Consider the following 20,787-nt stretch of genomic DNA (forward strand, 5'->3'; position numbering starts at 1 on the left):
ACCGGAGGCGGCCACTGCACCGCCTCCCCTCCCCGCAGTGGCGAAGCCATCTCTCGAACCGAGACATACGTACATCACCGCTCCACTTTCGACATAACCGCCGTCGCCGGGTCATACCGATAACCCTTCTGCGAAAGTCGCTCGGCCATCGTCGCTCCGATAAGCTTTTGCTGCGTGTCCCGGGATATCAAGTCACTATCTGGCTTAAGGCGCTCAAGTTCAGACGAGAGTTTCCGGATGAGCGCCACTTCCCCTGTGCTACGTGAGTCGATGAACAATAGCTTCTCGTTTGCCGAACCGAGTCGTTCCTTGAGGTCCTTGGCGTGCGCCACCCACTGTTCAGCAATCGTGCGAAGCTCGTTAAAGGCCTTCTCATGTGCTTTGGCCTGTGCCGACATCTGGCGCTGTAACTCGGCGACTTCTTCCGCCGTCGCAGATTCGCCCGCTTGAGCGACCCGCTGTAGTTCGTTGCGCTGAACCGACACCGCCTCGCTTCGCGCTGCGCTCGTCTGACGCTCTGCTGCAAGCGCGTTGCGAGCCTCATCCAGCTCAGCCTCTAGCGCAGCGACCCGCGCCAGGCTCTCGCTCATCTGCGTCGCAGCAGCTTCAGCGCGCGATGATGCCGCGCTGGATTCCTGAGTCCATCGTTCCGCTTCGGCCGCCTTCGCATGCTTGACTTCCGCGAGGCACTGCTCCAGCGTCGCCGCATGCTGTTCCGCAGCCTCAGCCCGCTCTTTCGCGGCAGACGCATCCTGCGAGACCCGGGCCAGTTCAGCGCTCACTGCAGACGCCTCTTGCGAGACCCTCGCCAGTTCAGCGCTCGCGGCAGACGCATCCTGCGAAACCTGAGCCAATTCAGCCATCACAGCCGCCTTCGCCTCCGTCATAGCACCGATCTGTTCCCGCGCCGCCTCAAGTTCCCGGCCGACGCGCTGCAATTCATCAAACTGAATCGATGCTTCCTCGCTCTGCGCTGCGCTTGTCTGCCGCTCTGCTTCGAGCGCAATGCGCGCCTCATCCCGCTCAGCCTCCAGTCCAGCGACCCGCGCGAGGCTCTCGTTCGCCTGCGCCGTAGCCGCTTCTGCGCGCGATGACGCCGCGCTAGCCTCCTCCAACGCTCTATCCGCTTCGGTCAACTTCACCTGACAGTCGTAGCCCAACGAGGAGATCTCCTGCCGCGCCTCATCGAGTTCCTGCTTCATCCGCGCGATCTCATCGTTCTGGCTCGAAACAGCAGCGGCCAGCTCTCCACGCGCCTTGCGCTCCTCGTCAAGTTCCGCCTTGGTGTGTTCCAGCACGGCCTCTTCCACTGACACACGCTGCGCCAGTTCCTCCGCTCGAGCCTCGGCCGCTTCGGCGCGGCCGGTCGCCGAAGCGAGTTCCACGGTGAGGCGCGTGGACGCATCCTCGGAAGCGCTCAGCGCATTCGTCAGAGCAAGGTGCCGCTCACGCTCGGTCGCAACTTCTTCCGCCGTCTTTTGGTACTCGAGTAAAACCTCATCCCGTTCCGCGCGGGCAGCGTCGAGATGCTGGTTCACGACACTCAGGTGCTGACTGACCGCCCTGTCGGCGTCGCCTTGAGCTGCCATCCAGAGCCGGTCCGCTGCGCTCATCATGGTTTCGGCAATGTGCTCCGGCAACCCGGCCTGAACCTGCACGTGGGGCGCGAGGGGCTGCCGCGCTTCGCGCCAGCGTTGCAAGGCCGCCGCTATGGCAACGATCGAACCGCCAGGAATCTCCGGCCAAATGGTCACCGGAGAAACCTTCCGGCCTTCATCGACCATGCGATCCGCGATTCCCGCGACCAGTTCATCCGTGATTGTGTCTGCGTTCGTGGACATAAGCGCCTCAAACCTCATTCTGACCTGGCGAAAAATTGAGTCCCCAATACGTTACTTCATCCTGCGACATTCCCGATGAAAGGATCGCAGGGTCGCTCAGTGCGTTCGATTTGGAGGCCGATAACTGCCATTGTTATCGACGATCGACATTATGACGGATGATGCTCGTCACCCTGATCGTGCTTGGCGCTCTCTCACAGATGCGCGGCAGGCGACATTCGGACCTTGGATCTCATCGAATGACCGTCTGTTGCCGGCCATATCCCTTTCTGGCATTGGCCGCTTACCACGGCGACCGCTTGTCGCTCTTTCCGAAATGCAGCAAGCGCTGCTTAGCTTCGCCGACCGCGTACACCGGTGCAGACAACAGTTGCTCTTCGTGCAAATCGAGAATCGTGATGATCGGCAAACAGTCGGCGGCTTCGATAAGCCAGATGTTTTTGCATGTGTCTCTTGCCGCGCTGTCCAAGATGCGTTCTGCCTCAAGATAAAGTTCTCGCTCTGCCGTACCGAATCCCGCTTCCTGAAGATACCAGGCCAGATAAAGCGCCTTCACCAATTCTGCCAGCAGATCGCCGTTGCCCTTGCCCGCCCGAAACGCTGCCAAGGCGAGATGCCAGTGCAGCGACTGTTCGCGTACATAAGTGGCCTTGTGCGGCAATAGCATGGTCTTGCCAAGCGGCTTTCTGCGCGACTGGCTCGCTGCGGATCGTTTCTTGCGATTCTGCGACATGGATCGTGTTATCTGGTTAACGCCGTTTCAAACCCGGCATATTAATCCATTCAGTAACAATAAAAACCGTCATGACAATCATTTAACAGAATTTCGATACGCCGGGTGCATATACGGATTTTTTGAATAAATGCCTTTTTAAATTTTTATATTGGCTGGCAGACTGACTATTTTGACGATTTTATGAAATCGAGATGAGCGCAATGCCTCAATGAGCTAACAAAGAGAGGCCGTTTTGAAGTGCAAGACATAATCAGGTCAATAACTGGCGGACATGGTCAGAGCGACCGCCCCTGAACGAACCCTCACCGGCATTCAACAGCTTGTTTTCTGGCCGAAGCACGGCGACACCCTCGTCGCGAAGAGGCTCGACCGCAGTAACACCACAGCATCGGTCGAATGCGAGATCGGCGTCGGCGTCCGGGCCACGCCAGATGTCGCGTGCTATGCTTGGAGCGCCAGCGGATCTCCACGAAACAGACCTGTATCCGTGTCGACTACGAGGTAAGTGCCGTCCAAAACGCTGCATCGTTCGGCACAGGACTGAGCCGGACACGACCGCAATCGCTGACCATGGACTACCGTCATCTGCAACAGCGCAAGAGCCTGCACGGCCGCATCGTGAGGGAACTCGGCATGGATATCGTGAGCGGCAAGGTACAGCCGGGCCAGCGGTTGCCCGCTGAGGCTGTCCTGTGCGAGCGCTATGGCGTTAGCCGCCCGGTACTGCGCGAGGCCACCCGTGTGCTGGTGGCAAAAGGACTGGTCGTGTCGAAACCGCGTGTCGGCAGTATCGTGAAGCCTCGCGCGGAGTGGCATATGCTTGACCCCGATGTCCTGTACTGGACGATCAACAGTGTTCCGGAAGGCGAGTTCTTCAGTTCGCTCCTGACTGTGCGCCGCATTATCGAACCCACGGCGGCTGCGCTCGCCGCCACCGCGGCGACAAGCGACGATCTTGCGCGCATTGCATCGGCTTACGACCAGATGGAACGTGCGGAGACCGCAAGCGCGCTACTGGCTCCCGACCTCGAGTTTCACCGGGCAATCATGGCGGCCACACACAACGACCTGCTGGCCTATATTGGCAACATGCTGTCCCTTGCCCTGTCGGAATCGATCAAGCTGACGAGCCGTCATCCCGAGACGCATGCGCTTTCGTTGCCGCGTCACAAGGCGATTCTCACTGCGATCCAGAGCCGTGACCCGCTGGGCGCGCGACATGCAAGTCTGGTCCAGCTCGACAATGCGCGCGCGGACGCCGAGAGCGTTCTGGAAGCCGGCAACCAGTACCCGGCGTAACCCTCACCCGAACGCGGCGGCAGAGCCTGCTCCGCTCAATGCGAATGGCGCGGCACTTCCGCGCCCCGGCAACCCACCAGAAAATCGAAGTCACATCCCTGATCGGCCTGCAATACGTGCTCGACGTATAGATGCCGGTAGCCGCTCGCGTCGGCGGGATCGTTTTGTCGGGCTTTAGTCCACGCGGCGAGCCGCGCGGCGAGTTCGTCATCGCTAACGTCGAGATACAGGCGCCCGGCAGCGCAGTCCATTTCAATCCAGTCGCCGTCCTGGACCACCGCGAGCGGGCCGCCCGCGCGAGCCTCGGGTGCTACGTGCAGCACCACCGTCCCGTACGCGGTGCCGCTCATCCGCGCGTCGGATAGTCGCACCATGTCCGTCACGCCTTGGGCCAGCAGTTTTGGCGGCAGGCCCATGTTCCCGACTTCGGCCATGCCAGGATAGCCCTTCGGGCCACAGTTCTTCAATACCAGCACCGAATCGGCGGTCACGTCCAGGTCGGGCGAACCGATGCGTGCCTTGTAATCTTCGAAACTTTCGAACACCACCGCGCGTCCACGATGCCTGAGGAGCGCGGGTGTGGACGCAGAAGGTTTGAGCACCGCCCCATTGGGCGCCAGGTTGCCGCGCAGTACGTATAAGCCGCCATCGGGGAAAATCGGCCTGTCGAGCGTGCGGATGACTTCGTCGTTATAGAGCGGGGCATCCTTGCAGTTGTCCCACAGAGACTGACCATTTGCGGTCAACGCACCCGGATGCGGCAGCAGACCGCCTTCGCCGAGCCGGCGCAATACCGCAGGCAGGCCACCTGCGTAATAGAACTCCTCCATCAGGTAGCGGCCCGACGGCTGCAGGTCGACCACCGTCGGCGTACCGCGTCCGATCCGCGTCCAGTCGTCGAGTTCAAGGCTCACGCCGATGCGTCCCGCAATCGCCTTGAGATGAATCGCCGCATTCGTCGAACCGCCAATCGCTGCATTGACGCGAATCGCATTTTCAAATGCTTCGCGCGTGAGCAGTTTCGACAGACGCAGATCCTCAAACGCCATCTGCACGATACGCATGCCCGACATATGCGCCAGCACGTAGCGGCGCGCGTCTACCGCGGGAATAGCCGCGTTGTGAGGGAGCGTGACGCCAAGCGCTTCCGCCATGCAGGCCATTGTCGAGGCGGTGCCCATCGTATTGCAGGTGCCTGCCGAGCGCGACATACCGGCTTCAGCAGACATGAAGTCGTGCAGCGAGATTTTGCCCGCCTTCACCTGCTCGCTCAATTGCCAGACGATCGTGCCCGAACCGATATCGCGGCCTTGATGCTTGCCGTTGAGCATCGGGCCGCCGGTGACGAGGATCGCCGGCACATCGCAGCTTGCCGCGCCCATCAGAAGCGCGGGGGTCGTCTTGTCGCAACCGGCCAGCAGCACGACAGCGTCGATCGGATTGCCGCGAATCGACTCCTCGACGTCCATGCTCGCGAGATTGCGTGTCAGCATAGCCGTGGGACGCAGGTTCGACTCGCCATTGGAAAACACCGGGAATTCAACCGGAAAGCCGCCTGCTTCCAGCACGCCGTGCTTCACGTGTTCGGCAAGCTTTCGAAAATGCGCATTGCACGGGGTCAACTCGGACCACGTGTTGCAGATCCCAATAATTGGCTTGCCGTGAAATTCGTGATCGGGAATGCCCTGGTTTTTCATCCAGCTTCGGTACATGAAACCGTTCTTGTCGGCTGAGCCGAACCATTGGGCAGAGCGTAGCGGGCGCTTTGCGTTCTTCATGTCCCTCTCCTTCCAGACGCTAACTCGATAGTAATACTATTAAAGCGGCACATCGTGCAGATCATTTCGACAACGCATGACCTGCGGCCAACGAGCCAGACCAGTCCCGTCATCGTGTTGTGCTGTACCGCTGGATGCGAATGCGGAAAGCTGCGCTGCACCGCGCAAATTAATTAGTCGGACTAGTTAAGGGTATACATCGATTAATAGGTAAAAGGGCGTGATATAGCATTTTCTGGAGGGTAGTCATGCGTACGCGCGTGCACGTGGGTTTCATGAAAGGAATGATGCCCGGCTCCGGTGCTTTTCTTGCCGGGGCTTTTCCTGCTTGCGCCGTCATGGACAGTGAAGTGTTCAACAACGAAGAGACGGGAGATCGAGATGGCGCAAGCGAAGGAAGACAAGGACGAAGTGCAGGGCATGCGTCGGGGATTGCTGCAGGGCGCGGGCCTGTCCGCAGCACTGGCGCTATTGGGTGGAATGATCACGCCGGCCCAGGCGGCGGAAGCCGGTTCGTTCCCGGCGCACAAGCGATGGAAGATCGTATTCGTCAACCACGTCACAACGAATCCGTTCTTCGTTCCGACGCAATACGGCATTCAGGACGCGACCGCTTTGCTGGGGATGGACTATCAATGGACCGGCTCGGCCAATGCCGACATCGGCGAAATGGTGAACGCGGTCAACGCGGCGATTGCCGGGAAAGCCGACGCAATCGCCGTACCGATCGTTGACCCCAAGGCGTTCGACAAACCCATCCAGGCCGCGCTCGACGCCGGCATTCCCGTGTTCGCCTATAACGCCGATGCGCCCTCGGGTTCGACGAATCCTCGCCTTGCCTATATCGGCCAGGATCTTTATCTGTCCGGCTACCAGATGGGCGAGCGAATCGCGAACCTCATCGATAGCGGCCTCGTCGCGCTCTTTATCGCAACGCCAGGCCAGCTCAACATTCAGCCCCGGCTCGACGGTGCAGCGGCTGCAATCAAGAAATCGGGCAAGAAAATCGACGTGCAGACCATCGCAACCGGCGCGACCGTCAACGAAGAACTATCGAAGATCAAGTCCTTCTTTCTCGGCCACCAGGATCTCAAAGGGATGTTTGCGGTGGACGCGGGCAGCACCCAGGGCGTCGCCGAGGTGATGAAAGAATCCAACCTGCCGTCTAAAGGCGTCCACGGCGGCGGCTTCGATCTGTTGCCGCGCACGGTCGATCTGATCCACGAAGGCTTCCTCGACTTCACGATCGACCAGCAACCTTACGTGCAGGGTTTTTATACGGTGCTCGAGGCGTTCATCTTTCTCGCCTCCGGTGGGCTCGTTGGGCCGGCCAATGTCAACACGGGCCTGAAGTTCGTCACCAAGGGCACAGTCGATCCGTACCTGAGCACTTCAACGCGCTATGAAGGCAAGAGCACGAAAGCCCAGATCGTGCCACGCACAGGTGCGATCAAAGGGTGACGTCTTCCGTGACGGACGCTCAAAAACCCGCTACGCGTCCGAGGCGCTGGTCAAGCGCGCTCGGGCGTTCCAGCGAGACTCGCATCTTTGCGGTTGCGCTGATCCTCAGCATCTACTTCGAGACAGTCAACCATGACTTCCTGCTGACCAGCGCGAGTCTTCAGAATCTCTCGCAGTTCATCGCCCCGGTGGCGATCATTGCCTTTGGCGAAATCATGCTGATGATCGGTGGGGAGATCGATCTCTCCGCCGGGATGGTCTTTGCGTTTGCGCCTTTCATCATGCATTTTGCCCTCGAGGCAGGCTTGCCGGCATGGCTGGCGATGCTCACCGGCGTCATTGCAGCAGGCCTCGTCGGGCTGATTAACGGTGCGGTGACGGTGTACCTGCGCATCCCATCCTTCGTGACGACGCTCGGCACGTTGTTCTTCGTGAACGGCCTCACGCTGACAATCTCACGGGGTACACCGGTTTCGCCACCGGAGAATTCAGCGTTTGCGGCGTTCATGGGGGAATGGGGCTACAGCGAGATCATCTGGACGCTTGCCATTGCCGCAGTCATGCACGTGCTGCTTCGTCATACACGCTGGGGTTTGCATACGATCGCATCGGGAGCGAATCCGCTGGGCGCGAGCGAAGCGGGGATACAGGTCAGGCGCCTGAAGCTCGGCAACTTCATTCTCGCCGCGCTGCTTGCCGGCTTTACCGGAATTCTGGAGGGTTTTCGTATCACGTCGATCGATCCGCAAGCGGGCGGTAACCAGATCATGTTCCTTGCAGTTGCCGCAGCCGTGATTGGCGGCACGCCCCTCGCCGGTGGATCGGGCACGATCATTGGCGGGCTGATCGGTGCGGCGGTGCTTGGCATTCTCAACGACGGTTTCACGCTGATCGGCATCAACGCCTTCACCTTCAACATGATTCTCGGCGCGGCGATCCTCGGGGCCATGATCTTCAACATCCACGTGGTTCGTCTCGCGCGCAAGGGGGAGTTGTGATGTCCGAGGCGCTGGAGGTGCTGCGCGGCGAAGATATTGTCAAGCGTTTCGGCGCGGTCACCGCGCTCGATGGCGTGACGCTGACGCTAAGACAGGGCGAAATCCTTGGCGTCCTTGGCGACAATGGCGCGGGCAAATCGACGTTGATCAAGATTCTGACCGGCTTTCATCAGCAGACAAGCGGCAAGCTTTTTGTAGGCGGCGAGGAGACGATGCTGCGCTCCGTTGATCACGCCCGTTCACTCGGCATTGAATGCGTCTACCAGGATCTGGCGCTCGCCAATTCGCTGAGCATCTATCACAACATGTTCCTGAACCGGGAAATCATACGTCGAGGGCCGTTTCGCCTGTTGAACAATCGCGCAATGCGTGAGCGCGCCGCGGAGTGTCTTGAAGAAATCGGCGTGCACGTGCCTTCGGTCGACCTGCCGGTCGAGCAGCTTTCCGGCGGGCAGCGACAGGCTATCGCGGTCGCCCGCGCGGTCAATTCGAATGCAAGAATACTGCTGCTCGACGAACCGCTCGCCGCGATGGGCGCCCGCGAGGCTGGACTGATCATCGACCTGATCCTTCGGCTCAAGAACAAAGGTGGTCTGTCTATCGTCATGATCATGCACAACTACGCGCAGACGCTCGACATCGCGGACCGTGTGATGCTGATGCAGCGCGGACGGGTAACTTACCAGCGGGAGGCAGCCAGCACGTCGGTCGAGGAGCTGATGGATATCGTGCGACGCGAATATCGGGCGATGCGGACCACGATGAACTGAGACCGGACCGTTGCATGTGCGAGCATTCGAGTTAGGCGTGATCCACCCGCGCTTTCAAAAGCGGACGCCCGCGGCACATTTCAGATCGGTGTTGCCAGCGACCTGCGACCGGCTGCAATGGCCGACAACGCGCCGGACAGGATCGGCGCGCGAAGGTCCGCCAGTTAGGGCGGCCGACCTGATGATCCGCGTATGAAAAAGCCCGCCGGAGGAGTGGCCGGGCAGGGCTTTTGAATCCGAACCTCGGTGACTGGTCCGGAGGGTTCGGGAGGACAACGAACTACGTTGATTGGACCAACCGCCTGGACCTCGACAATGTGCTCCCCTGTTTTGAAGCTATCGATTCAGATCTGAACCGAATCCCGTTGCCGGAAATGTTCATTCGCATGCCAGAACCGACCGGCGCGCCATTTCCTGTTGAAGGAAGCAGCGCTCGCTCGTGAACATCGCGGAGAGCGCACGTCGGAGGATCGGACCGCATCCCGTCGGTGCCACTCTCCCGGCCCTTTATCTCATGCCTTGACAAACTGCAGGCCGCCAAAATTCTGGATGGTGGGAATCTCGACCTTCGTGTACGTGTCGGTCTGGGTGACCGGCGCCACCACGATGGCCGGGCTGGCGAAGCCGCCGCCATACGCAGCGTTGAGGTTTGCGACGTTGTAGTTGCTGCCGCCGCGTACAGCCGAAAGGGCCTTGGCGGACAGTTCTTCGGCATGTGCGAGGTCTTTGATCATCAGCGAGGTCATGGTAAATCTCCTGGGTTTGCTTCGGTTTGGGAAAACACGATTGGTTGCAAGCGGTGGAGAGTCCCCGTAGGGGGAACGGTATCCCCGGTCAGAGAGACTCTCCAATTTGCTTAACTCACAGTGCGACAAACTGCAGGCCGCCGAAATTCTGAACGGTCGGAATTTCGACCTTCGTGTGCGTGTCGGTCTGGGTGACCGGCGCCACCACGACGCCCGGGCTGGCGAAGCCGCCACCCAACGCAGCGTTGATGTTTGCGACGTTGTAGTTGCTGCCGCCGCGGACAGCGGAGAGGGCCTTGGCGGACAGTTCTTCGGCATGTGCGAGGTCTTTGATCATCAGCGAGGTCATGGTAAATCTCCTGGGTTTGCTTCGGTTTGGGAAAGAGCACTATTCGTTGCGCTCACAGACACAAACGCATAGGGTGTGCCATGCTCAAATCGCGAGCCGTAAAGAATCGCCTAACCGCATGAAAACAAAGAAAAATAAATATTTCGCATGCGCTGTTGCGAAGCATTCCGAAGGGTTGGAGGAAAAACGATGTCCTGCTATGACAAACAGATCTCTCAGTGACTGTCTGTTTTCGAACAACAGGTCTGCCCAGGTCAATGTCAGATGACATGACGGCCGTTCCCGGTCCGCCCGGCCGGCGTCGCGTACACGTCGATAGCCGATGCGCGTCGGGCATGCGGCTTGTGCGGGACCGCGCGCGCTGTGGTCGCCGTAGCTGAAGCGTGAGTACCGTGGCTTGGCGAAAGCGGGGTTGTGCGGTAAATCGCGTTGCGCTCGTGATGAGCAAACCACCCTTGCGTGGCGATCCTGCTCGCATTACGTTGGCAAAGGCCACCGTGCAAAGCACTCCGGCAATAGGCCAATGCACGCGCCTCCGGTCAACCAATAGGAGATGATGCGATGCAAAACCTCGTCCAGATCGCGTGCGCAGCCTGCCTCGTCATAGCGGCCGCTGCGACAGCGCAAACCCCAGCCTCACAACCTTCCGCGGGCGGGACGCCCGACAAGATGCCATTCGACATTCCCTACGGCACTGCGATTGGTCTGGACACTGCGAAGAGGCTGCTCGCGATTGCAGAAGCCGAAGCGAAGCAACACGACTGGAAAATGGACATTGCTGTCGTCGACACGCATGGCGAACTCCTCGCGTTCGAACGAATGAACGGCGCGCAGTATGCGTCGATCGCGATCTCGCAGAACAAGGCCCGCACGTCAGCAAGATTTCGTCGTGAAACCCGGGTCTTCTACAACCAGTTTGAGACCGGACATGCATACGTGAACACGCTGGATGCGGGGCTGGTGGCATCGCCGGGAGGGTTTCCGCTCGTAGAAGGAGGAAAGCTCGTCGGCGCTATCGGCTGTAGTGGCGGCACGGGAGATCAGGACGCCGCTGTGTGTAAGGCAGCCGCGGATACGATCAAGTAGTGCGACGCTGAGCTGCCGGTCGCGGTCCGGCGAAGCAGCCATTCAACACTCGGTAAGGGGTGTACCAGTTCGCCACTGGCTATGCGACCGACGAGTGTGTCGTGCTCCGTCTTCAATACCGGCCCTCTTGTATCGCATAGGTGAATGCAACTGTGTTGGTAAGAGTAAAGCCACTGTACATGTCAAACGAAGGACTTCACCTTCAGAATGATTAATAGATGTATTGAGCCCGGAAGCATGTTGACGCACGGTGGAGTCGCCATTAACAGGCGATAGCGCGTCTAACGACGCGGCCTGACGGCTACCCGACGAACCTCGTCGCCCACTTCGCTGAGGAAACTCTCATGGATCGTCCGCAGGCAGTTCCAACGCAGCAGGTATTGAATGAACGCGTGATCGTCACCGAGTGGCGATTTGCACCCGGTGCCGAGACCGGCTGGCATGTTCATGGACATGACTATGTCGTGGTGCCGCAAACGGACGGTCAACTTCTCCTCGAGACAGCGCAAGGCAACCGGGAGTCGCAACTGCACGCCGGGCACAGTTACGCTGGGTTGAAGGGGGTGGAACATAACGTCGTCAACGCGACCGACCACGAGGTGGTGTTTATCGAGGTGGAGATTCGCTGAGGCAGCTCTTGAGAAAAAGCACAGACGAATGGTCGCTTCGAAGCGGCCCAGCCGACTGACCGCTCCCGGCCGATAGTGAAAAAGTCCCATCGCGCAATTGTCGGATATCTCGTCAAGAAATCAACCTCTCAGACCGGTCTACATGCCGTTCGCGCGTGTCGCTTAAGGGTTGAGCCACGCTGCGGCGATCAGCGTGACAGCCAGCGGCACGAACAGACGACGGCGCGCAGTCGCGCTCATTGCGATGCACAGGCGGGGTATGCAAGCGATAGCGGTTGCGTGGATAAACGTCACGACTGGAATGTGAAATACCCCTGAATGGCATTGTGTCCGCTCAGATCGAGATCGATGCCGAGCTTCTGCTCCTGCATCCGGAACGTGGTGGCTTTGCCTACGAATGCAGGCGATCCGGGGATCGTCGAGAAGATGCTTTCGACCAGTCTGGTCGGCTCACCTGTCGGTCCCAGGTAGGGTTCGAGTTCGGCGTAGGTAGTGTTGCCGACCTTGAGGGTGCCTTTCCCCTCGCGCACATCGAAATCGATTGCGGCACGCTCGATCGCCACGATGTCGCCGAACAGTTTGGCGAAGTCGGCTATCGGACCGCCCCGCTCACCCCGGTAGACACTGGCGAGCGCCTCGAATTGGGCATCGCTGGCGCGCTCGTCAATGAAAATGATGACCCGCCAGTCGCCCTGCAAGATGTTGCCCGGGACAAATGCCGCACACGCGATCGTCAATCCCGATACATCGATGTCGTCCACCGCCCCTTTGTCATAGTGATACGCGACTGTCGCCCTGCAGGTGCCGTTGTCGGGATCCTCGCCGATCCAGCATGGGCAAAGCACCTTGCAATCGCAGACTTCCAGTATGCGTCCCTCCAGGCTGTAACTCATGATGCCTCCCACTGTGGTGAATTCCCCGGATCCGATCGGTAAGTGACTTAAATATATGCACCCTGAGCCGACGCGGTGGGTGGGTCGCAACGTAGGAAAACCCTATGCCGTCGGCGCTGCGACTTGCGCGGGTTCTCGGCCTCCTCTGCTTTTGCGCCCTCTTGTCGGCCGGGTTTCCCGGCGCACCAGAACCGGAGCGATTCCTGCGAGGATTGCTACCGAGGCCAGTAAGATTCGGCGCGTCAGGCTCTCTCCGAGCAAGGCGACCGCGCCGGAGTCACGCAACGAGCGCGCCCCCCCGAACGCCATTTCGCGTCCGACCCAATGGGCACTACGCTCCCAAATGCTCGCGCAAGAATTCGATGAAGCGCTGCGTCTTCGCCGGCAACAACCGCGTCTCGGTGATGGCGTACACGGGAATGAGCGGGGCCCGCCATGCAGGCATCACCCGGCGCAACAGCCCGCTGGCGACGTCTTCGGCGACGATTTCTTCCGCAAGCACAGCGATGCCCAGATCCAGGGTCGCCAGTCGCCGGATCATGCCGACGCTGTTGAGCAGGAACCGACCGCCCACTGCGACCTCAGCCGTTTCGCTTTCGCTGTGCAGCGTCCATCCGTTGACCTCTGCCGGGCTGAGGCGCAGACACTCGTGCCGCTCCAGGTCGGCCGGTTGGAGCGGCTCGCCATACAGTTCGAGATAACGCGGCGAAGCATAGAGGTAGCGCGGTAGACGGGCGAGCTGTCGTGCGATCAGATTCGAGCTCGGCGGCTCGCCCATGCGGATTGCGACATCGACCGGTTCGGTCACCAGATCGACCCGGCGCGGCGTCAGGTCAAATTCGAAGCTGATGCCGGGATAGCGGCGCGCGAACTCCGCGAGCAGGGGTGCCAGGAAGATATTGGCGAAATCCACCGGCAACGAGGCATGTAACACGCCACTTGGCTGCGCCAGCATTTCCCCGAGTTGCTCGTGCGCAAGCCGGGCCTCGTCAACGATGCGCCTGGAGCGCTCGAAATAGAGCTGGCCGGCTTCGGTCAGCTCAATCTTGCGGGTGGTGCGATGGAGAAGGCGCAAACCGATTGCCTTCTCCAGCGAACTGATGCGGCGCGACAGCGTCGAGTTCGGCACGCCAATCGCTTCGGCCGCGCGGCGAAAGCTTTTTGCTTTTACGACCTCGACGAACAAGGCCATGTCGTTAAGAAATTCCATCCCGACTGCTCCATTAATGGATCAATGATTTCTATTTTGCCATCTTTATCCCGGATTCGGATTACAGGATGATGAGCACATCGCCACTGAGGAGCACAACATGAGCCAGCTTTTCACCCCCGTCCGCATCGGCAGCCAGTCCATTCCGAACCGCCTCGTCATGGCCCCGATGACCCGTTCGCGCGCCGATGACGCGGGCGTGCCCGACGACGTTGTCGTCACCTACTACGCCCAGCGCAGCAGCGCGGGTCTGATCATTTCTGAAGGCGTGTTTCCCTCCGCGGCCGGTAAGGGCTATGTGCGTACGCCCGGCATCCATAGCGATGCGCAGGTAGCCGCATGGAAGCAGGTCACCGAAGCCGTACATGCCCGCGGCGGACGTATCTTCATGCAGCTGATGCATAGCGGGCGTATCTCGCATCCGTCGCTGCAACCGGATGGCGCGCTGCCGGTGGCACCGTCGGCCATCAAGCCGGCGGGACAGACCTGGACCGGCAACGGCATGGAAGAATTCGTGACGCCGCGAGCGCTGCGCCTGGATGAGATCGCCGGTGTTGTCGACGAGTACCGTATGGCGACGCGTCGCGCGCTCGAAGCGGGCTTCGATGGCGTCGAGTTGCATGCTGCATCGGGCTATCTGCCTGAACAGTTCCTCTCGTCCGGCAGCAATCAGCGCGAGGATGAATACGGCGGCTCCGTTGCGAACCGCGCCCGTTTCGTTCTCGAAGTGCTGCAAGCGCTGGTGGCAGAGGCCGGTGGCGATCGCGTGGGGATCAAGATCTCGCCGGAAATGAACTTCAACGACATTTCAGACGCTGCGCCACAGGAAACCTACACGTATCTCGTCGAACGTCTGCGCGGCCTCAATCTTGCGTACCTGCACGTCGCCTTGTTCGGCACCAACGTCGACTACCATGCACTGTTGCGACCGCATTTCGATGGCGCTTATCTGGTCGGCGGTGGACTCGACCAGGCCGCCGCCGAGGCCCTGCTGACCGGGGGCCGCGCTGACGCGACGGTGTTCGGCGGTGCATTCCTCGCCAACCCGGACCTGCCCGAGCGGTTCCGCAACGGCGCCCCCCTCAACGCCCCGGACAAGGCGACGTTTTACACGCCCGGCGCACAGGGCTATATCGACTACCCCGCGCTGAGCGCGGCCGGTAACGCCTGAGGACCGCCGCTATGTCGACAGCCATCGCCCGCCTGCAACGCATGAACCACGGCAGCCACTTCCGCGCTTTCAGCTTGCGCGGCGGCGAGGATGTATCGTCGATCGATCCGATCCTCGGCGTGGACCATGCCTGGCTCAGTGCATCGACCTTTCCGCCGCATCCCCATGCTGGTTTTTCAGCGGTGTCCTACCTGTTTCTCGATTCGGAAACGGGCATCAATAACCGTGATTCGCTTGGCAACCAAAACCTGATCTCTCCCGGCGGTATGCACTGGACCGCCGCCGGTCGCGGTGTGGTGCACGAGGAAGTGCCGGCCGAGAACGGCAAGACCGTGCATATGCTGCAGATCTTCATCAACCTCGCCCGCGAGAAGCAGAGTGCCGAGCCGTTCGCGCTGAGCCTCGCGCCGGAGAACGTGCCGGTCGTCCAGTCACCCGGTATCAAGGTGCGCGTGCCGCTGGGCAGTTACGGTGAGGCACGTTCGCCGTTGACGCCGCCTACCGAGGTGACGCTGCTCGATATCTTCATCGACGAAGGCGCTGAACTGCACGTGCCGGTGACGGCGGGTCATAACGCGTTTGTGATGCCGATCCATGGCGCTGTGACGGTCGACGGCCGGTGCTTCGATAGCGACGAGCTGGCGCTTCCGGTTTTTCCGGTTCAGGCTGTTGCGCGGTCGATCACGCTGCAGGCGCAACAGGGTGGCGCAAAAATCGTGGTGTTTTCCGGCCCGCCACTGCGTCAGCCAGTTCACTGGCATGGTCCGTTAGCGCTCGCTTCGGGCGAGGCGCTGACCGCCGCCCTGGCAGCATATAAGCGCGGAGAATTCGGTGCGCTGTCATCCCCATCGGGCCAGTAAGCGGCCCCCATCCTGGGGACGCGTGCGCCCCCCGTCAAACTGTTAGGAGAACTTTCATGAGTTACGAGAAATTCAGTGCAGACAATGCCGCTATGCTGCTGATCGATCACCAGGTCGGCACCATGGGCTGGGTCAAATCCATTTCGCTCGACGAGATGAAGCGCAATGCGCTGATGCTGGCGCAGACGGCTCGCATCCTGAGGTTGCCGGTCGTACTGACCTCCAGCATGGAAGAGCACGCGCAGGGGCCGCTGCTGAACGAACTGGAATCAATCCTGCCGTCCGCATTTGCCGGACGTGTCAAGCGTGCTGGCATCGTCAATGCAATGGACGATGAGAACTTCGCTGCAGCAGTAAAAGCGACTGGGCGCAAGAAGCTGATCATTGCTGGCGTCACCAACGACGTTTGCACGGTCTACCCGGCTCTGAGCCTGGTACGCGACGGTTTCGAGGTGCAGGTGGTCGCGGACGCAGGCGGTTCGCCCAGCAAGATGGCCGACGACATCGCTCTTCGCCGGATGGAACGCGGCGGCGTGACGCTGACCAGTACCAACCAGCTGATCGCGGAACTAGCCGGTAGCTGGGCCACGCCGGAAGGTGGCCAGTTGGTACAGGTGTTGATGCAAGCGTTGCAAGCTTGACGAGCGATGAAATCTCTACAACGCAGTCACTCGTTCGTGTCCCGGGTTGAGATCGAGACCCTATCAGCATTTCGCCGGTGACATTCATCACGATTTCCTCGAATGAGAACATCGACGACTTCACGTTTCGCAAGCGGTGGAAACATGTTGCGCACAGAAAAACGCCGCGGCCAATAAAGGCGTGCGGCGGTTTTCCGGGTACTCAGTCACGTATTACCTGGCGACAGCCACGCGATGATGACGCAAGCCCAAGGTCGATCAAGATTTTTCGTAGATGGCCTGGACGAGCGCCGCACGTCCCTCACGCAAGTTGCGCGCGAGGTTGGCCGTCATTTCGCCGAAGCCCGGACCCATCGCGAGATGGAGGCCGAGCACGGGCGGGGCTGATTGCTGAGCCTGGGCCTTTTGCCGCTCCGCAAACCAGGCGATACCGGCCTGCGTGCTGTCGACCCACGAGATCGGCCGAAACCCTTGTTCCGTCAGCAGACGGCACATCTGGTCCGCGGTAACGAGAAAGCTCGTTTCCGGCCCGCGAGCCCACGGAACGGGGTAATGCAGCGGGGCATCGGATGCCGCGACAACATCGAAGATGGCAAAGCGGCCTCCCGGGCGCAGCACGCGAGACGTCTCACGGTAGAGCGCCGCGCGGTCGGCTATGTTCATGGCAACGTGCTGCGTCCATGCAACATCGAACGCATCGACACCAAACGGAAGGTCGAGCGCATCCGCGCACTGATAGGTGACTTTGTCGGAGAGTCCGGTTCGTTCCGCGAGGAAGGTCGCCGCTTCGACGAACGGCAGGCTGAGGTCGATGCCATACACCGTGCAACCGTAGGTCGCCGCCAGATAGCGAGACGGTCCACCCAAGCCTGACCCGATGTCGACGACGCGCGTCGAGCCGTCGATCCGAAGCGCCTGTGCGAGCTCTACCGTAGCGTCCAGGCCCCGAGAATGAAATTGATCCACGGACGCAAGATCCTCCAACCGGAGACGACCTGCTTCGCGTCCCATTGCGGACAGGGCAAGTTTCAGGCGGTCGAGCAAGCCTTCCGGTTCGTAATGCTGCGCGATCTCTGCTGCGTCGGCCATCTTCTCCTCCTGTTCGCCGTGCCACGCACGATGGAGTGGAGTCTAACGTTGGAATGCGACAGACTGCAGAGTCATAGACGACAACTTTGCAGCCGTTTACGCCACAAGATTCTTTGTGCTTCGGCGGGCGGAAAAGCGAGCCCAAAGGCACGCCGCAAGCACAGCTGGCCTTGACTGGCATCGATCCTCATATTGCCGGCTTAAACGTATCTTGATCGGATGAAGTCAGGAATCAGCTTCATTACAGCAGTTCGGCACGTAGATCGCGCACGCCTCGCCCGAGCCGCTGGCGCAAGAGAGTGCGCAGCGTTGCCCCGTCTTCGTAGCCAACTTCCGCGGCAATCGCTTCAATGTCGAGCCCGCTGCCGTGAAGAAGGGATTGCGCGCGTTCGACGCGCAGATCCTGGAAATAGGCAAGCGGTGACTTGCCGAGCACTTCCTGACAACGGCGCTGCAGCGTCCGCGTGCTGGTCGCCAGCGCGCCGGCCGCCTCCTGCAGCGAAAACCCCTCCTTCAGATGACCGCGGGCCCACCGTTCGAATTGCTGAATCAAAGGATCGGCCTGCGCCAAATGATTGGGAATGATGTAGGGCGCCTGCAGCGAGCGAATATCCGCCAGCAGGTAGCGTGAAACGAGGGACGCCAATTCCGGGCTCGCCGTGCGTATCAACCAGAGGGCGAGATCGAGATGTCCCATCGCTGCGCCAGCGGTTACGCCGAAGTCCGATGGCACGAGCATGCGGGACTCGTCGAGCGAGACCTGCGGATAACGTTGCCGAAACAGCGGAGCAAGCGACCAGGTCGTTGTCGCCTCCCGATCATCGAGCAGGCCGGCCTCTGCCAGAAGAAACGTCCCAATACACGAAGCGGCAACACGTACGCCTTCGCGATGCCACGTCCGCAGTTGCGCGACGGCGCGCCTCACATCCGCCCGTTCGAGAGCGGGGACCAGCAGGTCCGGAGTCGTCGTATTCAGTGCTGGAACGATCACCCAGTCCGGCTTCAGATCGGGCGTGATGGCCTGTACGGGAATCGTGAAGCCCTGGCCGGAACGCACTCTTTTGCGCACGCCCACGGTTGATACGTCGAAACGAGGTGTTCCGCCCATCAGGCGGGAAGCGAGCCCATTCGCGGCGGTGAGCGCATCGAGCGTCACCGCGAGCCCGGTGTCGAACAATCCATCAAGAGCGAGTACCGAAATACGCATGGCGCAAGTGACCCTAAAGTTGGCATTTGTGACGATACAGATTTTTGCCCGCGACGACTACAGTGCTCTCCGTTGCACAACGCAATGAACTTCAACCAAGGAGATCCACATGAAGGTTTTAGCTGTCGCATCGATCGTTCAGCCGCTCTCGCCGGAACAGCGCCAGCAGATCATGCCGAACGAAGTGCCTGCCACGCTCAAGCTCTATCTCGACGGCAAGATCGAGCAGTTCTGGTTGCGCCAGGATAAGCCCGGCGTGATCTTCCTCATGAACGTCGAAACGATCGAAGAGGCCAAGGCTGCGGTGGAGTCGCTGCCGCTCACAGCCGGCGGGTTCGCAAAGTATGAGTTGATGCACGTCGGCCCGCTCGCCCCGCTGGGTCTTCTGATCCAGAGCAAGTAAGCGCAGGAGGCGCCGTCAATGAACACATCGGCGGCGCAACCGGCAGCGTCGCTACAGAAGTTCTTTTGGAGAAGGGCTTTCCCGTCCGTGCCCTCGTTCACGCTGAAGATGAGCGGTCGCAAAAACTCAAAGCACAGGGGGTCGAAATTGCCCTTGGCGACTACCAGGATTTCCGATCCCTTCAGCGCGCCTTCAAAGGCGTCCAACGGGCTTACTTTGTTTATCCGATCCTCCCAGGCATCGCGCAAGCGACGGTGCATTTTGCTCAGGCCGCGCTGGAAGCGAAATCGGCTGCTCCGGCAGTCGAGGGTATTGTTCGCTCACTTGACACCGGGCCCGCTAATGGGTGTCGACGATCTCTGCTGCAATGTCGAACATCGCTTCATGGCCGAGGCCGAGTCCTTCACAGCCATCACAATACTTCGGATATCTAACGCTCACAGGCGCTGATCAAGCCATTTTCAGCACCGCCCGCGAATCGCCCGTCGCGCGACCAACATACTGCCGGGCAAGCCCATCGCCAACTCGCCCAACAGTCGCTTACTGTTTTCCCGAAGCAAGCTGCTGGTTGCGCTCAGCGAGAAACTGAATCAGACCGTCCACGCCGCTTTGCTGGATCTTGTCGCTGAACTGCTGCCGATATGTCTGGATCAGCCAAACGCCGAGCACGTTCAGGTCATATAAACGCCAGCCCTGCGGCGTCTTGTACAACCGGTAGTCGATCTCCGCGGGCTGTCCGTTCTTCATTGCAATCGTGCGTACCACCACGTCCGTATCGGTTGGAGCAATGCGCAACGGCGGGTACTCGATCTGTTGATCCGCCCGGAGCTGACCAACAGCGCCAGAATACGTATGAATCAGGAGCATCTTGAACTGTTCGACCACCTGCTGCTGCTGCGCCGGTGTCGCCGTCCGCCAGTAGCGGCCCATTGTGAGCGACGTGGTGCGGCGAAAATCGGTGTAAGGAAGAATGTCCCTGTTCACGATATCCATGATGCGGGGGATGTCGTCCGGCTCGATCGCCCGGGTACGCACCTCGTCGAATATCTGCTGCGTCGCGGTCTTGATCAGCGCCTGCGGGTCCGATTGGTCGACCTGCGCGTACGCCGCAACGCCGAACGAGAGCAAAGCTGCACAAAGAGGGACCAGAAATAGACTCTTCATATGCACGATCCTGGCTGAACGCGTTAACACGATGCGAGACAAGCATCCTCCCTCTCCGCCCGCTCGTCCCCTTTTTCGTCAAACGCCTTCGACGAGAACAGCGCGATAGCGCGCCCCCTTGAAGCGGTGCTGCGCGACCGCTTGATACGCTGGACTGTCGTACCACGCGCGCGCGGCCGCCGTGGACGGAAACTCCACGACCACGACGCCCTCCGGCGCCTCGCCCTCGAGCACCTGCTGAGGTCCGTAGGCGGCGAGAATCTTGACCGGGTGACCTTTCAACGTCTCGCCGACCTTGCTGCTGTAAGTGTCGAGTTCGCCCCGATCCTGCGTGCTTTCTCGTGTAAAGACAATATAGGTCGCCATGGCATATGCTCCTGCAGTGGTGTGAAGTTGCACACGATGATGCCACCAAACCGCACACGCTGTCGGTGCGCTACCTCCGCGCAGGTGTCG

At 60.3% G+C, this 20,787-nt stretch carries 22 protein-coding genes; 11 read left to right on the plus strand and 11 right to left on the minus strand.

Annotated features, from left to right (window positions below; all coding sequences use genetic code 11):
• Positions 1-74: 74 nt before the first annotated feature.
• Both AC3WOG_RS33900 and AC3WOG_RS33905 read right to left on the minus strand, forming a co-directional pair.
• The gene (locus tag AC3WOG_RS33900; protein ID WP_492582086.1) at positions 75-1,841 is read right to left on the minus strand and encodes a DNA-binding protein; all 1,767 of its coding nucleotides are present in this window, start codon (positions 1,839-1,841) and stop codon (positions 75-77) included.
• A gap of 283 nt (positions 1,842-2,124) precedes the next feature.
• Positions 2,125-2,574 (minus strand): hypothetical protein, encoded by a 450-nt coding sequence (locus AC3WOG_RS33905; RefSeq protein WP_492582087.1) that lies wholly within the window; start codon positions 2,572-2,574, stop codon positions 2,125-2,127.
• Positions 2,575-3,147: 573 nt separating this feature from the next.
• Between AC3WOG_RS33905 and AC3WOG_RS33910 the strand changes: the two genes are divergently transcribed.
• Positions 3,148-3,876, plus strand: coding sequence for a FadR/GntR family transcriptional regulator (locus tag AC3WOG_RS33910; protein ID WP_492582088.1), 729 nt, complete (start codon positions 3,148-3,150; stop codon positions 3,874-3,876).
• Positions 3,877-3,911: 35 nt separating this feature from the next.
• Here the strand turns inward: AC3WOG_RS33910 and AC3WOG_RS33915 are convergent, their stop codons facing one another.
• The gene (locus tag AC3WOG_RS33915) at positions 3,912-5,654 is read right to left on the minus strand and encodes an IlvD/Edd family dehydratase (protein WP_492582089.1); all 1,743 of its coding nucleotides are present in this window, start codon (positions 5,652-5,654) and stop codon (positions 3,912-3,914) included.
• A gap of 381 nt (positions 5,655-6,035) precedes the next feature.
• On the opposite strand from AC3WOG_RS33915, the gene AC3WOG_RS33920 reads away from it, so the two are divergent.
• Genes AC3WOG_RS33920 through AC3WOG_RS33930 form a run of 3 tightly spaced genes read left to right on the plus strand, consistent with a single transcriptional unit; the run spans position 6,036 to position 8,883 of the window.
• Entirely contained in the window at positions 6,036-7,115 is a 1,080-nt protein-coding gene (locus AC3WOG_RS33920; RefSeq protein ID WP_492582090.1) for a sugar ABC transporter substrate-binding protein, read from the plus strand.
• Positions 7,112-8,113, plus strand: coding sequence for an ABC transporter permease (locus AC3WOG_RS33925; RefSeq protein WP_492582091.1), 1,002 nt, complete (start codon positions 7,112-7,114; stop codon positions 8,111-8,113). The genes AC3WOG_RS33920 and AC3WOG_RS33925 overlap by 4 nt, the downstream gene beginning before the upstream one ends.
• Complete coding sequence (locus AC3WOG_RS33930; RefSeq protein WP_492582092.1) at positions 8,113-8,883, plus strand: ATP-binding cassette domain-containing protein; 771 nt, start codon at positions 8,113-8,115, stop codon at positions 8,881-8,883. Before AC3WOG_RS33925 ends, AC3WOG_RS33930 begins: the two co-directional genes overlap by 1 nt.
• 512 nt (positions 8,884-9,395) lie before the next feature.
• On the opposite strand, the gene AC3WOG_RS33935 is transcribed toward AC3WOG_RS33930, so the two are convergent.
• A complete protein-coding gene (locus AC3WOG_RS33935) occupies positions 9,396-9,629 on the minus strand; it encodes a hypothetical protein (protein WP_492580537.1) in 234 nt (77 codons plus the stop codon).
• 115 nt (positions 9,630-9,744) lie between these two features.
• On the minus strand, positions 9,745-9,978 hold the full coding sequence (locus AC3WOG_RS33940) for a hypothetical protein (RefSeq protein ID WP_492582093.1): 234 nt from the start codon (positions 9,976-9,978) through the stop codon (positions 9,745-9,747).
• A gap of 561 nt (positions 9,979-10,539) precedes the next feature.
• Here AC3WOG_RS33940 and AC3WOG_RS33945 point away from each other — a divergent pair.
• Positions 10,540-11,064: a GlcG/HbpS family heme-binding protein gene (locus AC3WOG_RS33945; protein ID WP_492582094.1), complete on the plus strand. Its 525-nt coding sequence runs from the start codon at positions 10,540-10,542 to the stop codon at positions 11,062-11,064.
• 344 nt (positions 11,065-11,408) lie between these two features.
• Entirely contained in the window at positions 11,409-11,693 is a 285-nt protein-coding gene (locus tag AC3WOG_RS33950; RefSeq protein WP_492582095.1) for a cupin domain-containing protein, read from the plus strand.
• 290 nt (positions 11,694-11,983) lie between these two features.
• Here AC3WOG_RS33950 and AC3WOG_RS33955 read toward each other — a convergent pair whose 3' ends face one another.
• Both AC3WOG_RS33955 and AC3WOG_RS33960 read right to left on the minus strand, forming a co-directional pair.
• A complete protein-coding gene (locus AC3WOG_RS33955; RefSeq protein ID WP_492582096.1) occupies positions 11,984-12,586 on the minus strand; it encodes a DUF1326 domain-containing protein in 603 nt (200 codons plus the stop codon).
• A 331-nt stretch (positions 12,587-12,917) separates the two neighbouring features.
• Positions 12,918-13,796, minus strand: a complete 879-nt coding sequence (locus AC3WOG_RS33960; protein WP_492582097.1) for a LysR family transcriptional regulator — start codon at positions 13,794-13,796, stop codon at positions 12,918-12,920.
• Between the two features lie 100 nt (positions 13,797-13,896).
• On the opposite strand from AC3WOG_RS33960, the gene AC3WOG_RS33965 reads away from it, so the two are divergent.
• Genes AC3WOG_RS33965 through AC3WOG_RS33975 form a run of 3 tightly spaced genes read left to right on the plus strand, consistent with a single transcriptional unit; the run spans position 13,897 to position 16,468 of the window.
• Positions 13,897-14,967, plus strand: coding sequence for an alkene reductase (locus AC3WOG_RS33965; RefSeq protein ID WP_492582098.1), 1,071 nt, complete (start codon positions 13,897-13,899; stop codon positions 14,965-14,967).
• An 11-nt stretch (positions 14,968-14,978) separates the two neighbouring features.
• On the plus strand, positions 14,979-15,827 hold the full coding sequence (locus AC3WOG_RS33970) for a pirin family protein (RefSeq protein WP_492582099.1): 849 nt from the start codon (positions 14,979-14,981) through the stop codon (positions 15,825-15,827).
• Between the two features lie 56 nt (positions 15,828-15,883).
• The gene (locus AC3WOG_RS33975) at positions 15,884-16,468 is read left to right on the plus strand and encodes an isochorismatase family protein (RefSeq protein WP_492582100.1); all 585 of its coding nucleotides are present in this window, start codon (positions 15,884-15,886) and stop codon (positions 16,466-16,468) included.
• A 258-nt stretch (positions 16,469-16,726) separates the two neighbouring features.
• On the opposite strand, the gene AC3WOG_RS33980 is transcribed toward AC3WOG_RS33975, so the two are convergent.
• Both AC3WOG_RS33980 and AC3WOG_RS33985 read right to left on the minus strand, forming a co-directional pair.
• On the minus strand, positions 16,727-17,557 hold the full coding sequence (locus AC3WOG_RS33980; protein ID WP_492582101.1) for a class I SAM-dependent methyltransferase: 831 nt from the start codon (positions 17,555-17,557) through the stop codon (positions 16,727-16,729).
• Positions 17,558-17,798: 241 nt separating this feature from the next.
• Complete coding sequence (locus AC3WOG_RS33985; protein WP_492582102.1) at positions 17,799-18,764, minus strand: GlxA family transcriptional regulator; 966 nt, start codon at positions 18,762-18,764, stop codon at positions 17,799-17,801.
• A 109-nt stretch (positions 18,765-18,873) separates the two neighbouring features.
• On the opposite strand from AC3WOG_RS33985, the gene AC3WOG_RS33990 reads away from it, so the two are divergent.
• Entirely contained in the window at positions 18,874-19,167 is a 294-nt protein-coding gene (locus AC3WOG_RS33990) for a hypothetical protein (protein ID WP_492582103.1), read from the plus strand.
• A gap of 26 nt (positions 19,168-19,193) precedes the next feature.
• Complete coding sequence (locus AC3WOG_RS33995) at positions 19,194-19,601, plus strand: NmrA family NAD(P)-binding protein (protein WP_492582545.1); 408 nt, start codon at positions 19,194-19,196, stop codon at positions 19,599-19,601.
• A gap of 106 nt (positions 19,602-19,707) precedes the next feature.
• Here the strand turns inward: AC3WOG_RS33995 and AC3WOG_RS34000 are convergent, their stop codons facing one another.
• Together AC3WOG_RS34000 and AC3WOG_RS34005 are read right to left on the minus strand one after the other, a co-directional pair.
• The gene (locus AC3WOG_RS34000) at positions 19,708-20,331 is read right to left on the minus strand and encodes an MlaC/ttg2D family ABC transporter substrate-binding protein (RefSeq protein WP_492582104.1); all 624 of its coding nucleotides are present in this window, start codon (positions 20,329-20,331) and stop codon (positions 19,708-19,710) included.
• Positions 20,332-20,409: 78 nt separating this feature from the next.
• Positions 20,410-20,697 (minus strand): DUF1330 domain-containing protein, encoded by a 288-nt coding sequence (locus tag AC3WOG_RS34005; RefSeq protein ID WP_492582105.1) that lies wholly within the window; start codon positions 20,695-20,697, stop codon positions 20,410-20,412.
• Positions 20,698-20,787 lie beyond the last annotated feature (90 nt).

It is taken from the genome of Paraburkholderia sp. FW306-02-B (genome assembly GCF_058782725.1).

Excerpts from the sequence above, each read along its gene's own strand:
- AC3WOG_RS33915 (WP_492582089.1), bottom strand. The coding sequence starts at position 5,654 with ATGAAGAACGCAAAGCGCCCGCTACGCTCTGCCCAATGGTTCGGCTCA.
- AC3WOG_RS33975 (WP_492582100.1), top strand. The coding sequence starts at position 15,884 with ATGAGTTACGAGAAATTCAGTGCAGACAATGCCGCTATGCTGCTGATC.
- AC3WOG_RS33945 (WP_492582094.1), top strand. The coding sequence starts at position 10,540 with ATGCAAAACCTCGTCCAGATCGCGTGCGCAGCCTGCCTCGTCATAGCG.
- AC3WOG_RS33985 (WP_492582102.1), bottom strand. The coding sequence starts at position 18,764 with ATGCGTATTTCGGTACTCGCTCTTGATGGATTGTTCGACACCGGGCTC.
- AC3WOG_RS33910 (WP_492582088.1), top strand. The coding sequence starts at position 3,148 with ATGGACTACCGTCATCTGCAACAGCGCAAGAGCCTGCACGGCCGCATC.
- AC3WOG_RS33900 (WP_492582086.1), bottom strand. The coding sequence starts at position 1,841 with ATGTCCACGAACGCAGACACAATCACGGATGAACTGGTCGCGGGAATC.
- AC3WOG_RS33940 (WP_492582093.1), bottom strand. The coding sequence starts at position 9,978 with ATGACCTCGCTGATGATCAAAGACCTCGCACATGCCGAAGAACTGTCC.
- AC3WOG_RS33950 (WP_492582095.1), top strand. The coding sequence starts at position 11,409 with ATGGATCGTCCGCAGGCAGTTCCAACGCAGCAGGTATTGAATGAACGC.
- AC3WOG_RS33930 (WP_492582092.1), top strand. The coding sequence starts at position 8,113 with ATGTCCGAGGCGCTGGAGGTGCTGCGCGGCGAAGATATTGTCAAGCGT.
- AC3WOG_RS33970 (WP_492582099.1), top strand. The coding sequence starts at position 14,979 with ATGTCGACAGCCATCGCCCGCCTGCAACGCATGAACCACGGCAGCCAC.
- AC3WOG_RS33955 (WP_492582096.1), bottom strand. The coding sequence starts at position 12,586 with ATGAGTTACAGCCTGGAGGGACGCATACTGGAAGTCTGCGATTGCAAG.
- AC3WOG_RS34005 (WP_492582105.1), bottom strand. The coding sequence starts at position 20,697 with ATGGCGACCTATATTGTCTTTACACGAGAAAGCACGCAGGATCGGGGC.
- AC3WOG_RS33935 (WP_492580537.1), bottom strand. The coding sequence starts at position 9,629 with ATGACCTCGCTGATGATCAAAGACCTCGCACATGCCGAAGAACTGTCC.
- AC3WOG_RS33960 (WP_492582097.1), bottom strand. The coding sequence starts at position 13,796 with ATGGAATTTCTTAACGACATGGCCTTGTTCGTCGAGGTCGTAAAAGCA.
- AC3WOG_RS34000 (WP_492582104.1), bottom strand. The coding sequence starts at position 20,331 with ATGAAGAGTCTATTTCTGGTCCCTCTTTGTGCAGCTTTGCTCTCGTTC.
- AC3WOG_RS33905 (WP_492582087.1), bottom strand. The coding sequence starts at position 2,574 with ATGTCGCAGAATCGCAAGAAACGATCCGCAGCGAGCCAGTCGCGCAGA.
- AC3WOG_RS33920 (WP_492582090.1), top strand. The coding sequence starts at position 6,036 with ATGGCGCAAGCGAAGGAAGACAAGGACGAAGTGCAGGGCATGCGTCGG.
- AC3WOG_RS33965 (WP_492582098.1), top strand. The coding sequence starts at position 13,897 with ATGAGCCAGCTTTTCACCCCCGTCCGCATCGGCAGCCAGTCCATTCCG.
- AC3WOG_RS33990 (WP_492582103.1), top strand. The coding sequence starts at position 18,874 with ATGAAGGTTTTAGCTGTCGCATCGATCGTTCAGCCGCTCTCGCCGGAA.
- AC3WOG_RS33980 (WP_492582101.1), bottom strand. The coding sequence starts at position 17,557 with ATGGCCGACGCAGCAGAGATCGCGCAGCATTACGAACCGGAAGGCTTG.